Annotated in this window: 13 protein-coding genes and 1 pseudogene; all 14 read left to right on the top strand. The window is 42.0% G+C overall.

From position 1 onward, the window contains the following. Positions 1-215 precede the first annotated feature (215 nt). The 14 genes and pseudogenes from AC6R05_RS05460 to AC6R05_RS05395 all read left to right on the top strand — a co-directional run bounded on the left by AC6R05_RS05460 (position 216) and on the right by AC6R05_RS05395 (position 13,582). The gene (locus AC6R05_RS05460) at positions 216-2,780 is read left to right on the top strand and encodes a molybdopterin oxidoreductase family protein (protein ID WP_500646797.1); all 2,565 of its coding nucleotides are present in this window, start codon (positions 216-218) and stop codon (positions 2,778-2,780) included. Between the two features lie 348 nt (positions 2,781-3,128). After that, a complete protein-coding gene (rarD, locus tag AC6R05_RS05455) occupies positions 3,129-4,088 on the top strand; it encodes an EamA family transporter RarD (protein ID WP_500646796.1) in 960 nt (319 codons plus the stop codon). Between the two features lie 218 nt (positions 4,089-4,306). Then, a complete protein-coding gene (locus tag AC6R05_RS05450; protein ID WP_500646795.1) occupies positions 4,307-4,903 on the top strand; it encodes a hypothetical protein in 597 nt (198 codons plus the stop codon). 337 nt (positions 4,904-5,240) lie between these two features. Next, on the top strand, positions 5,241-6,515 hold the full coding sequence (locus tag AC6R05_RS05445) for a hypothetical protein (RefSeq protein ID WP_500646794.1): 1,275 nt from the start codon (positions 5,241-5,243) through the stop codon (positions 6,513-6,515). Positions 6,516-7,024: 509 nt separating this feature from the next. Beyond that, a complete protein-coding gene (locus AC6R05_RS05440) occupies positions 7,025-7,339 on the top strand; it encodes an SHOCT domain-containing protein (RefSeq protein WP_500646793.1) in 315 nt (104 codons plus the stop codon). 128 nt (positions 7,340-7,467) lie between these two features. Next, on the top strand, positions 7,468-7,869 hold the full coding sequence (locus AC6R05_RS05435; RefSeq protein WP_500646792.1) for a hypothetical protein: 402 nt from the start codon (positions 7,468-7,470) through the stop codon (positions 7,867-7,869). Between the two features lie 143 nt (positions 7,870-8,012). Continuing rightward, the gene (locus AC6R05_RS05430; RefSeq protein WP_500646791.1) at positions 8,013-8,468 is read left to right on the top strand and encodes a hypothetical protein; all 456 of its coding nucleotides are present in this window, start codon (positions 8,013-8,015) and stop codon (positions 8,466-8,468) included. 39 nt (positions 8,469-8,507) lie between these two features. Beyond that, complete coding sequence (locus AC6R05_RS05425; RefSeq protein WP_500646790.1) at positions 8,508-9,218, top strand: hypothetical protein; 711 nt, start codon at positions 8,508-8,510, stop codon at positions 9,216-9,218. A 143-nt stretch (positions 9,219-9,361) separates the two neighbouring features. Continuing rightward, positions 9,362-10,066 (top strand): annotated as a pseudogene (locus AC6R05_RS05420) (class I SAM-dependent methyltransferase). 164 nt (positions 10,067-10,230) lie between these two features. Then, on the top strand, positions 10,231-10,896 hold the full coding sequence (locus AC6R05_RS05415) for a hypothetical protein (protein WP_500646789.1): 666 nt from the start codon (positions 10,231-10,233) through the stop codon (positions 10,894-10,896). A 30-nt stretch (positions 10,897-10,926) separates the two neighbouring features. Beyond that, positions 10,927-11,223: an antibiotic biosynthesis monooxygenase family protein gene (locus AC6R05_RS05410; RefSeq protein ID WP_500646788.1), complete on the top strand. Its 297-nt coding sequence runs from the start codon at positions 10,927-10,929 to the stop codon at positions 11,221-11,223. Positions 11,224-11,371: 148 nt separating this feature from the next. Next, positions 11,372-11,827: a GNAT family N-acetyltransferase gene (locus tag AC6R05_RS05405; RefSeq protein ID WP_500646787.1), complete on the top strand. Its 456-nt coding sequence runs from the start codon at positions 11,372-11,374 to the stop codon at positions 11,825-11,827. Between the two features lie 80 nt (positions 11,828-11,907). Continuing rightward, positions 11,908-12,537 (top strand): DUF1349 domain-containing protein, encoded by a 630-nt coding sequence (locus AC6R05_RS05400; protein WP_500646786.1) that lies wholly within the window; start codon positions 11,908-11,910, stop codon positions 12,535-12,537. 472 nt (positions 12,538-13,009) lie between these two features. Continuing rightward, positions 13,010-13,582: a hypothetical protein gene (locus AC6R05_RS05395; protein WP_500646785.1), complete on the top strand. Its 573-nt coding sequence runs from the start codon at positions 13,010-13,012 to the stop codon at positions 13,580-13,582. Position 13,583 lies beyond the last annotated feature (1 nt).

Below are 13,583 nucleotides of genomic sequence, written 5' to 3'. Positions count from 1 at the left end.
CGGTTGGATTTAATTAACCTCAAGCTTTGTAATTGTATGGATTTTAAATTATTGTAATTTAACTGGTTTTTTATTGTCTTGCGTTGGGTTAAATAGTGGTGCGCAAATTGCTTTATTAAAAAAGAGAAATTTTCACTACTGAGAGAGAGCTGAAAATGGCTTTCTGAATACTCTGGTGGAAGAGATAAAAAAGAACATTGCACGAGGGAAGAGTGATGAGTTCAAACAAGGATTGGATCAAATCAACGTGTGCTTACTGTGGCGTAGGTTGTGGCATTGAAGTAAGGCCAACTGCTTCAGGTAAATTGGAAGTGCGTGGCGACAAAGAGCACCCATCGAACTATGGCAAGCTATGTACTAAAGGCGCAGCACTGGGCGATACCGTCACGCCGATAGGCCGTTTAACCCAACCGATGAAAAGAGTCGCAAGCGGACAGCAACTCTTACCTTGGGGCGAAGCGTCGCAGCTGGTGGCAGACAAGTTCAAACAAGCCATAGAAGAGCATGGCCCAGACTCGGTCGCCTTTTATGTATCAGGCCAACTTCTGACTGAAGATTATTATGTTGCCAACAAACTGATGAAGGGCTTTATTGGTAGCGCCAACATCGACAGTAACTCACGTCTTTGTATGGCTTCGAGTGTGGTAGGGCATAAACGCGCATTCGGCAGCGATACCGTTCCAGTCTGTTATGAAGACCTTGAACAAGCGGAGGTGGTAGTGATCACAGGCTCAAACCTCGCTTGGTGTCACCCTGTTCTGTTTCAACGCCTGCGTGCGGCTAAGCAAGCTAACCCAGCAATGAAAGTGATCGTGATTGACCCGCGCTATACCGACACCTGCGAAATTGCCGACATCCACTTGGCGTTAGAATCTGGCTCTGACGTCGCTCTGTTTAATGGTTTATTGGCTTATCTCGATGATCACGATAACCTCGACCAAGACTACATTGATAAGCACACCCAAGGCTTTACCGAAGCGATTCGAGCAGCGACGCGATATCGCTATACCGAAAATGGTTGGGGTGACAAAAGCGTTTCAAAGCTAACAGGGTTAACCGAAGCGCAGCTTAAGCAGTTCTACTCTCTGTTTGCATCTAACGACAAGGTGCTCACTATTTACTCTCAAGGCGTAAACCAATCGACTCAAGGGTGCGACAAGGTTAACGCCATTCTCAACTGCCATTTGGCGACAGGCAAAATCGGTAAGGCAGGTATGGGGCCATTCTCGGTTACAGGCCAACCGAACGCGATGGGTGGCCGTGAAGTAGGTGGCTTAGCCAATACCCTAGCAGCGCATTTTGAATTTGGCGATCCTGAATCACACCAAATGGTGAGCGAGTTTTGGCAGACCAACAGCTTAGCAACCCATGCGGGCTTAAAAGCCATTGACCTATTCGATGCCATGAACGACGGCAAGATCAAAGCGGTGTGGATCATGGCGACCAACCCAGTGGTGAGCCTGCCTGATAGTGAGAAAATCAAAACCGCATTAGAGAAGTGCCCATTTGTGGTGGTGTCGGACTGCATTGCTGATACGGAAACCACACGCTTGGCTGATGTGGTGTTACCCGCCCAAGGTTGGAGCGAAAAGTCGGGTACTGTAACCAACTCTGAACGCAGAATCTCGCGCCAGCGCCGAATATTGCCAAGCCCAGGTGAAGCCAAGCCAGACTGGTGGATACTAAAAGAAGTGGCGCAAAAGATGGGATTCCAAGACCAGTTTGATTACCGTCATGAAGGTGAAATCTTTAAAGAGTATTGCGAGATGACCGCACTTGGTAATGAAACAGGCAAAGCACGTGATTTGTGTTTGATTGGATTAACCAAACTCGATGAGAAGGGCTATGGCGAACTCACCCCGCAGCAGTGGCCGGTGCTTGAGTATCAACCAGAGATCATCGAGCAGCGCATGTTCACCGACGGCGAGTTCTTCACAGAATCTGGCAAAGCACAGTTCATCGCGGTGGAGCATGACAAACCCATTGCCGATACCAGTGTCGAATTCCCTCTCATCATGAACACTGGTCGTATCCGCGACCAATGGCACACCATGAGCCGAACTGGTTTGGCAGCTGGCTTAGGCGAACATACACCAGAGCCGTTTGTTGCCATGCACCCAGATACGGTTGCTGAATTAAACCTTGATGAATTTGGCTTAGATGCTTTCAACCACGCGACCGTGAACCCAGTTGTGAAAGTACGTAGCGCACAAGGGGAGTGCCAAGCGCGTTTAGTGGTCACCAAAGAGATGCGCCGCGAACAAGTGTTCATGCCGATTCACTGGAACGCGCCAACCGCCAAAGACAGCAAGCCGTGCGATCTTATTCTGCCTCACACCGATGCCGCATCTGGTCAGCCGGAATTCAAGCACACCCCAGTCATGGTAGAAGCGTGTGGTTATCGCAGTGAGGCTGCTCTGGTGAGTGACAAGGTGATGGATTGCAGCGGGTTTGATTACTGGGTAAGACAAAGAGTGGAGGGCGGCTTTTTGTATCGCATATCTTCATCTAAGAACCCAATGGAGCTGGTGATTCAGTTGGCAAATACCCTTGATGCACTGCCAGAACCTGACGCCGATGCGATTAAGTCGCTTCACTACCACGGCAATAAATCATTTAAGAATTATGGCTCTGCCAAGTTGGATCAATTCGGCGTGAAGCAGGCTTTTGTGGTTAATAGTAAGCTCGACCATGACAGCATTGACTGGCTGGTGGCGTGCCTGACGCGTGAAGCTGATGAAGAGTTTGAAGCAGAGTTTTTAAGTACGTTAGCCAAATAGTCGATGCGATGAATGATCTCTAGCACGTAATATTGGCCTGATAAATCAATGATTAGTGAGCTTTTACAACGGAAAATATTGATTATTAACTTACTAATGAGTTGAAAAGTAGAGGAATCTTCTATTTGTAGTGATCTTGTGAACAACCTTTGTTAAATCTTAGGCAGTTAGATATCTAATGATTGCATTCTTTAATAAGCGGTGATATTCAATGCGCTGAACCAATTAAAGAATCAGACTTATCCTAAACTGATATTGATTGGATACTGAGAAGCGCTGTTGAACCATGACAGCGCTTTTTTGTTGTTGTCTTGCTGCTTGTAAGCGCAGTTACGATAGGTAGAGTTCATGAGTCAGTTAAAGGCTTTATTCCATAAATACACCCACTTGATGTCTGATCAATCAAAAGGGGTGGCAGCATCGATACTTTGTTCAATGCTGTTTGCTTGCATTCCTGCCTACGTACAAATCCAACCGGATATGGGGCCAAGTTTAATTTCTGGTGGTGAGAGTCACTGGTTGGCTACGCAACGTATTATTTGGAGTACGATGCTGTTCTTCATCTTGCTGTTCTTCACCAAGCGACTGCCGCTGTTGTGGGATGCATTGAAGCAGTGGCGTAAGTGGCCAAAATACATAACTTCAGCTGTGCTTGTCACGCCGCAGTACTGGATATTTGTTTGGGCTCCAGCCAATGGGGAAACGCTTAACCTTGCACTAGGCTACTTCACCATGCCTATCGTGATGGTGCTGATTGGTTGCTTTTATTACAAAGATAGCCTCACCAAGCTACAAAAAGTGGCGTGTTATTTCGCTTTGGCAGGGACTATTTATACCTACGTGTTGGCATCGGGCCTGTCTTGGGTGGTATTGGTCGTAGCGCTTGGCTATCCGGTCTACTTTATGTTTCGTAAAACCAACCCAATGCCGACTGATATCGGTTTGGCCGTCGACCACATTATGATGCTCCCTTTGGCTATCTTTGGGATGTTCTATCTATACCCAGCCGATCATTTTATGAACCTGCCAGCCACGTCATACCTGTATTACCTTGGCCTAGCGGTAGTTTCGGTAACGCCAATGCTTCTCTACCTATTCGCCTACTCAAAGTTACCAGTGTCTCTGTTTGGTTTAATGGGTTACGTAGAGCCGACCTTCATTTTTATTGTGGGGTTACTCATTGGTGACAACATTGCGCTACACGAAGTACCAACCTACCTGTTAATTTCGTTCGCCTTAATCGCCTTAGTGATGGATGGCTACAAACGAATGAAAGCCAGCAGACTCGCCAAAAAAGAGCGTTCTTAACCAGCTAGCTCTTAACAACGGAGCAGTCACCCTTCTACACATAAATGCCGACGATCCTGTCGGCGTTTTTTCGTATTAAGTATGAAATACTGATTGATTAAACATCAAGTTTTACATACCATACTTCGTGTTGGCATGCTGTACCATATAGTTGAGTTAATGCCTTCTGTTTGCTGTACATTTGACGAGTTGGTTTCAAGTTAGATCGAGGTAAGTTGATGTCTAAATTAGCGATTTCTAAGTTCTTTGAACAAAAACTGGAGGCTCCACTTCACAACACTGTATGGTCGTGGGGAAGTGAGAACGCCAAAGGGATCTACCTACGTGCATGGAACCGCACCAAAGTCGGAGACAAGTTCGATATTGCCAGCAGCGGCATGGAAACCGACGACGATGGCCGAACAAGAGCGGGTGGCGTAGAGCGCGCGAAACACGTTAAAGCCATTGCTCAAGGCAAACCGGGCTACATTGTGGCGATTGATGGTTACGTCGATGACGAAGGCAAATCTCATATTGTTGATTACAACGATAAAGCGGTATTTCGCATTGTGTCGCTAACGGTAAACGAGCAGGGCAAAACCTTAGCTGAAGTAGACTACGATAACCCAGTACTCATCGACATGATTGGCGAAGAGACAGACGTCACTGCAATCATGGAAAGCCTAGCAGACAAACCCAAAGCCCTAGCAACCTTAGCCAAGGCAGAAAAGCTCGGCTGGCAAATCACAGGCTTAAATGCGCAGGGTGTGACCATTCTTCTTAAAGGTAAGAAAACCGGCCTTATCTCATACACCGGCGAATTCAGCGCTGCTTAGGAGTGACCATGTACAACGAAGGCGATCTATGCCCACACTGCGGCTTAATCATCATGTTACCGCCAGACCTAGAGCCAAAATGCCTAGGCTGCGGCGAAGAGATCAACCAAGAAGATGATGATTAACCATGTATTGAGTACGTTTCTGTGTCTTGACGAAACCATGTTGGATTTTTCTGCTTTTCGTCACATTAGGAACAACGAGAAGTAGGTAAGGTGCTGTTATTAAAAAGGTTAGTTAGGCAGAAACAAAACAGCACAGATTACTAGACAGAATTGATTCAGGGCGAAAATGCAGAATTATTCAATCTAAGAGCTGTTAACTTTATTGGGACATTATGGAATACGAAAATAATATAAGAATTAGTAATCTCCCTCGGGGTGATTTAGCTGATCTTTGGCGCATGTTACCTCCGCATGAGTTGAACGAGCTAATTACGAGAAGTAACGACAAAGAACTATCTCTTCTTATGGGGCACCTTTCTGAGAAAGGGGTGCAGACTCTTATTTCAAATCTAAACGAAGATTCTGCGAATAGGTTGTTCTCTTCAATTTCTAATAGAACAATTAATAAGGTTTTATTGCTATGTTCTGCCAATGCGCTTTCTAAGCTGCCTAGAGTGCTCAGTCGTGAAAATCTCATTCGTGTTATTCGAAGCACGAGCTCAGATGTAAGGGATAGGTTGCTTAAAATGTTGCCGATCGAAGATCGACACATGATCATGGAAATAACTGAAGAGCAGACTGAACTGGAAGGTAACTATAAACATTATCTGAGTCAAAAATTTGAAAACTCAATTGAAAAAGATGCTTTTGAGCGGATAAAAGAGCTTGAAGATAAAGAGAGATACCTAGAGCGTCGTCAGCGAGCACGTGAAGAACAGTTGGCTGAGCAACTGGAACACATTCGTAATCAGATATCTGTTGCCGAAAAGGACTTCCATCAACGTCAAAATAAACTCAAAAGTATTGAAAGTAATTATGCTAAACGTGAGTTAGAACTTAAGGACAATATAAGGCAGTTACAAGAAGAGCATCAAAGACAAGTACAAGAAAAAATCGAAATTAAAGTACCTGAGTTCGTTAAATCTGCGGTTGAAGTTTTGGAGAAGAAAGAAAAAGAGTTTTCTGATAAATCGAGAAACTGGAACTTACAAGGCTCTTGCGCTTTAGGCCTTGCAATAGCGTCTGCTGTTGGTGCTCTGATCTATGGTGGTTTTGCATTCCATGCAGCATCTAAGGAAAATATTGATTGGTTCTTTTTCTCCTTTTTATTACTAAAAGGGCTGATTGTGGTTACGTTGTTCGGGGCTTGGGCAAAGCATGCGTATAACCTAGGTAATGCTTATATGCATGAGTCATTAAAGCGCAGTGACCGTATGCATGCTATTAACTTTGGAAAGCTCTACTTAGAAGTATACGGCAATGATGTTAGCCAATCGGATATGAAAGCGATATTTGAAAATTGGAACTTGGACAGCGATAGTGCTTTTACTAAAGTACAGCCTACAAACTTTGAACCAAAGGTCGTTGAGCAAGTTACTCAAATGATTGCGGCAGTTTCTAATGCAACGAATAAGCAAAATTCAGAAAGTAAGCCACAGCAAACATAAAGTTAACAAACTGTCTAAGAATGATTCGTAACGCGTGGCATTTTTACTGTGCGTTGCGTTTGGTCTTTAAGGTGGAATGCGGAAGCATTGGTATTGCGTTGCTCACATATATGGTCTCCCCCAGTTTTGCAAGTCAGCAGTATGACCAAAAGCGCAGGTTAACTTCCATATATACGGCCTGTTGAACGGGTATTGCCTTGGTCAAGGTGAGGAAGTCGAACACGAAGTCCTAATCACCTTATCGACTTAAAAAGCCAGTGTGAGAAGAAGGTTTTCAACGTGTAGGATTTATCCTGTTATTCATCTCACTACGTACTTTGCAAAGGTTTGTGATGCTTGTTTTATGCAGAGTCATGGTCTTTTCCTGTTACTTCGACCCTGAACATTCCAAGCATGGCTCACAGTCATGTGAGGTGGTCATCTTATCAACTTAATTCTGTGTTATATGCAAGGTGTACATTTATATGGTATGATGTTCTAAGTTAAGTGTTCTGAATATGGGTATTCAAATGAGTCTAAGTAAAAATAAGTTGATCAAGTCATTTATCAGTACTCTTGTTGTTTTTATGATATTAGGTCTAGTAGATGGTACTGATGCTGTTTGGGTCTTGAGTACGATATTTTTTGCTGTTTCACTCTTATACTTATCTATTCAGAAAGATGATTCGACTACTTTTTTCTCTAAGCCAATTTTAAGTACTTTTAAGTCTAAAGACATTTCGACAGAGTTATTGGAAGTTAAAAAACTATATGATGAAGGGATATTGACTGAAAGTGAATATGACGAGAAAAGTAATAAACTGAAGTCACAATACTTGAAGTAAGCATGTTACAACCTTTTTTATCTTACCATTTTATTATGCATTGCAATTAGTGTTAAAGGTAACTTGTAGTGGGCCCTGTATTGCATTGTTCACGCCTTAACTAGACGTCATACTTTTCGGAGAGAGATATGCCTAAATATTTAGTTTCTAACATTGTGGATCGACGCCATAGAAAAATATATGGCGCGGGTGCTTTCTTTGACTTAGAAGCTTCACAACATGGTTGGGAAGAGTACAGCCAAGTTCAAGTTGGTGATAGTGTTTATATAATAAACAAGAATCGAAACGTAGCTGTAGAATACAAAGTGACAGAAATTAAAGATAACCTATTGCTAGAGGAAGACCCAGTTTGGGGTCATAAAGTCATTGCAATGCAAGGTGGTAATACCCGGGTATTGTTTGGAAAGCCTGTAAATCGAATCGACCAAGAATACTCTGCATTTGTTAAACAAAATAGAGTTAGTAACAGCAAAATAAACAGAGAAACAGGCTTGATGCTACAAGGTTTTAACTGCGCAGCCTTTGAGTAACAGTATAACAAGCGTTTAGGACAGACTATCAATGCTTGCTTTGACTCGAGTGTTGGGTTTGGGTTCAGTGGTGGCGCTGTCTACTATTTAACACGGTGCCATGTGGCGAATTGAGTTCGAGTATTTGAGACTGGTGTAAAATAATGTTTGAGTCTTTAGATAAACTAAGTGAAATCTGCGGTGTTTATGAATCTGCCGACAGATATTTAGTCCGTGTTTATAGACAATCGGGAAACCTTTATCGTGATGATCGCTTTTTTGAACTAAAAAGTGAGGCTCTTTCGGCTGCAATTTCTACCCTAAGACGTTCTCGAAGAAACTCTGTGATAGTTCAAGAGAATAAGCTGTCAATTTTTGCTATTCAAGGCATGCATAATGCTCGGGGTAGACAAGAGGGAAAGAAAGTTGGGCGTGTAGAAATTCATGCTATTGGTTCAGATATTCCAGAAGATCCAAGTAGCATTTCGGTAAGTAGAGCACCTAATGATCAGTGCTACAAAAATATAAAAGTATTCTCGAAAACCCAGAGAATCAACTGGAATAAGGCGCTACCATTTGCTGTCTTGTGTATGTTTATCATAGGCTTTTTGACGTTTTGAGAACAGTCGCATACGTGTGTTATTTTTTAAGGAGTGGATTTGAAGACTAGAACTGAAGTCACAGAATTGATCGAGCAAGAATATACGGTTCTTGAGAAGACTATTCGGAAAAATAGTGGCAGCCACTCTTTGAAAGTAGAAGAGTTTGCTGCACTTGGTATTCGCCGAGTCATGATATCGAAAGCTAAGAAAAAAGGTATTTGCCTTGAATTTTGGTCAACAGAAGAACAGGCAGAGTTTTTAGCAGAAAAAACAGGTATCACTCTAGGTAAAAATTCAGCTTCGCATGGTGTTTGGAAATACCTTGATTCATTAGACAGCGCTAAGAGTCTCTTGAGTGACATTCTTCACAGTGCTCAAGAGTATGATGAACATGAGACTGTTGAAATAGATGAAGAATACAACCGTTCAGAAATAGAAGATTCAGCTTTAGCCAAAATGAGCAATATAGACAAAGCAAAATATGATGGTTTTTGGGAAATATCTCGTAAGCTAAATGCATGTCTAGGAAGTATCTTTCATGTAGACCATGCGATATCAATCAAGAAAGGTCGAGAATCAGCTATATCATATAAGAACCTACAAATTTTAGTTAAGGGCATCAACACAAGTAAAAATGACTCATCTTGGGCAAGACTGTCATACGATGCTCAGCGTGAGCATATACTTAGTTGCGCTAAAGTTGTGCCGCACTCAGATACTGAATACATAGAATTTTTAATTCAACAGCTTGCACTTTATTGGGATTAAGCATTAGAAGCGCGTCGGAAAGATCCACATCGCTACTTCCACCAAAGCCTCATTCATCAATAACCTCGAAACAGGCACCCCAAAACACTCCATGCCATTGTTGTGTGCTATTCTCCTTGCTTTGGAATGGGCAGGGGAATGACATGTCAGAAATGTATACAAAACATGCCGCTAAGTATGCGGAAGTAGTAAAAGACAATATTTACAATGCATTGTTGGAGCGCCCATCAACAATCGCCTTGTTAGACGACCTACAAGGTAAAAGCGTGATAGATATGGGGTGCGGTCCGGGCGAATATGCGGATTGGTTTTTGAAACAAGCGGTCGGCCAACTCACCTGTACCGATTTATCCGACGACATGATCACACTGGTCAAAAACAAGTTTGGTTCAAAGGTTTGAGCGTATCGCCAAGATGCAGCGGAAGGCTTGCCATTAGAAGCTGACAACAGTGCAGATGTGATCGTTTGTCCGTTGGTGTTGCATTACATTGAAGACTTAACGCCTGTATTTGAATCCGTCGCTCGTGTGTTAAAGCCCGGTGGCTATATGGTTTTCTCAACTCACCATCCTTTTGCCGACTTCGAGTGCTCTGAATCTGGCAACTACTTCAGCCGTGAGTTTGTCGAAGAGGATTGGGATACCATTGGCACACCAGTCAAGGTCAGCTTCTACCGCCGTTCTCTCACTGAAATCAGCGAAGCCATCACCAATGCAGGGCTTGTGATATCTAGAATCAGTGAAGGCACAGTGGATGAGAAGGCCAAGGAACTGTGCGAAGTAAGATATAACCGCCTCAAAAACAATCCTAACTTCATCTTCTTCAGGTGTGAAAAGCTACCAGCCTAACAAACCTCATAACGCCAGACCTAGTGCTGGCGTTATGTGATCTTGGTGTTTTATAAATTGTGCATATATTAGTCGTTTTTGCTATTGTAGTCAGCAGGTTAGGGTGAGTGGCTGATTTATGCAGAATGGCCTTGTCTGTTAGGTCTACAACATAAGGTGATTGAATGTCAGAGGGAAATAAAATTAAACTACTTAATTGTTTCAATATTCAATGGATTGGTTTTGTTCTATTCTTACTATGTCTTTTATCAGCTTTAGTTTTGACAATTTTAAAAAGTACTAATATATTAGATTTGTCAGATTATTCATATATAGGACTGTATTTTACAAGTTTAATGATAATTTGTGGTGTGGTTCGTGAATCGTACTTTAATGAAAATGGCATATTGTGGAATGGTTATTATAATCGAAGAGTAGTTAAAGCTCTATCTGAATATGAGAGTTTCGATGTTGAGAAAGAGATTGATAATACAGTGATAATAAATGGCACTGTGTTCTTGATTTCATTTTGCTTCGTTTTAGGTTTTTTTTTAGAAAGTTCTCACGTGTTCCTTAGTATTTTTGTGCCTGTTCTTTCATCAGTTTTTGTTAGCGTTTTTTACAATAATGGGAAAATGAGTAATATAGATAAGTTTGTGTTGGTTATTTTAATTCTATCAAGCATATGGTTTTATTATCATGGCTATGGAGTTGATGACGCAGTTAATTCCAGCCCTTATGGTTATTTGATTGGATTCTTATTATGGGTATATGGAGGTGCTTTAGGAGGTTATTTTCTATCTATGTATATCTATTTGGCTAAGAGATCACGTAGATTAGTGCAATCATAGTTAAACATTTGCGCTAAATAAGGATAGTTTATGTTTAGAGTTATCTACGAGTGGCGAGTCTCTATCGATAAGATGGAAGAGTTTCAAAGTGTGTGGCGCTCTGCGACTGAATCCATTCACGAATCGGTAGAAGGCGCGCTCGGTAGCTTTATGCTTCAATCGTCTGACACGCCAGAAAAGGTACTAACCGTTGCAAAGTGGAGAAGCCGAGAAGATTGGAAGCTGTTTTGGGGAAACCGAAACCCAGAAAAAATGCAAAAGATGCGTGATATCGCCGAACGCATTTCAGTAGAAGCGTTCGATGAAATTGAAGACAGAACCAAATAGAACGCTTTGTTCACCTCATTAAGATTGAATCACAACACTTGGTATTTAAGCTGTGGCGTAGTTTGATGTTTACGTTAGCTCATCATGGTATAAACAATGGGTTCTTTCGCCTTATTAGGGCGTGATTTAATCGGAGACATACCTGGCTATGAAGTTCAGACCATATCAACCAAGTGACAAGCAAGCCGTCGTTAATATCTTGCTCTCAAACTGCCCTAAGTACTTTATTGAAAGTGACCAGTCGGACTTGGTCGATTTTCTAGACAATTACGCAGATGAAAATTATCTGGTTGTTGAAGCGGCCGACCGCGTTATTGGTTGTGGAGGACACTACACCAAAGGTAATGCACATGGCATCGCTTGGGTAATGTTCGAACAAGGTTCTCTTGGGCATAGGAACCTGCTAATAACAGCAGACAAGTTTTATCACGAGATTGAACGTCGCATTAAAGCGGAGGGGAACCTCTTCGATATCCATATTTCGACCACTCAGTTAATGGAAAAGCTATTCAATCGCTATGGTTTTAGAACGGTTGCAATAGTGGAAGATGGTTTCGGTCAAGGATTACACCAATATGACATGATAAAGTCGCTCGTGCGCTAAAACTGGTATACAAAGGTTTTGAGCCAATAGTTTAAGGCTGGAACCTATACCCAAATCGACAGGATACGAGAGATTATAACATGGTGGACTTTACAGTTGGTCAATGGCTTTTCGAGCCTAAGGTAAGCGAAGTTACAAAAGAATTTGTTTCGATAACAACCGAGCCGGAAACCGACTTTTGGCAGCGCTCATACTATGGTTTTCGAAATGATAATGCGCCTGCATTACAGATTGAATCTGAGGAAAATTTCACGTTTATAACCAAGGTTAGTTTTGAGTATCAAGCTCAGTTTGACCAATGCGGCCTAATTATATACTTGGACAGTGATAACTGGTTCAAAGCCTCGATTGAGTATGAGAATGAAGAGTTTTCAAGGCTAGGAAGCGTAGTGACTAACTTAGGGTATTCAGACTGGGCGACATCGGATATCCCATTGCCAGATTCAATTTGGTATCGTCTTAGCCGCCGTGGTCCAGATTTCTTAATCGAGTCATCGTTTGATGGAATCCACTTTAAGCAAATGCGAATTTTCCACCTGCATAAGCTCGGTGAAACAACAGAGGAAATGGGCAAATGCAACCCACCAATGCCAGCTAAGAATACAGTGAGCTTTGGCGTCTATGCGTGCAGCCCGCTTAAATCATCTTTCACTGCGAAATTTACTGATTTCTCTCTAGAACCATGTAAGTGGCTGGCGCACGAAGCCTAAATTTAGATAGTAGGAGTCTGTGGCGTCCACAGCTGAATGTTGGCGCCACCTTCGCCCCGTATTACTTCTTTTTTGTTGTCTAGTTCAGTTAAAACCAACCCTCTCAATCCGGAAGTCATTGATACTTTTCCTATCTCCCTGTTGTAATTGGCTTTTTATAAACAACTTTGAAACTTATAGAGCCTAATAGTGTGCACAGTTACACATTTCATCACCTATACGCATGATGGTCATTCCTGTTATTGTTTCTGTGAATTTATTGCGTGTGGTTAACGTATAAAGTATGGCATTACATTTACTTTACAGCATTAAGCTAAACAGGCTTTCGGCTAAGTTAATACCCAAAAAAATATAGACAAATAGACATTGTGCCTCCACTGAGTGGAATTAAACGCAACCTTTGCAGACGCTCGTTGCGGAAAATCAATGTCGTTCGTTCGCTCACCATATTCAAAAATATTAGGTCAAATAAGTGGATAAATTAAAAATGGACGTTGGTATTCCTGAGGGCATGACTATTAACTCAAGCTTTGATGGGATGAAAATTGAACGTAGATGGTTTTCAAATCAAACGTTGTTTATGACGGTGTTTGTTGTTGTCTGGGATAGTTTCCTTTTTTACTGGTATAGCAATGCTCTAAGTTCGGGCGGGTTTACGAAAGAGAATGCTGTGACATTGGCGTTTCCTATAATACATCTTGCAATCGGAATATTTCTGACTTACTACGTTATTGCTTGTTATCTAAATAAAACAACGGTTTCTGTGAGTCATAGTTTTGTTGAGTCTAAGATATCACCAGTACCATTTGGTTTTAAAAAACTCATACCTTCATCATCGATCGAACAAGTTTACTGTAAAGAGGTTGTCAAGAAGTCAAAAGACGGCTCAAGTGTAACGTTCGAGGTACGAGTCATATTAAAAGATCGTAAAAATATACGTTTGGTATCTGGATTGGAATTAAGTGAACAAGCGTTGTTTCTTGAACACGAGATTGAATCGTACCTCGGTATCAAAGATGTCGAAGTGAAAGGCGAGTTGAGCTGAT

It is taken from the genome of Vibrio sp. R11-SG3-ISO9 (assembly GCF_059834255.1).
This window is presented reverse-complemented; position numbering and strand designations above follow the sequence as displayed.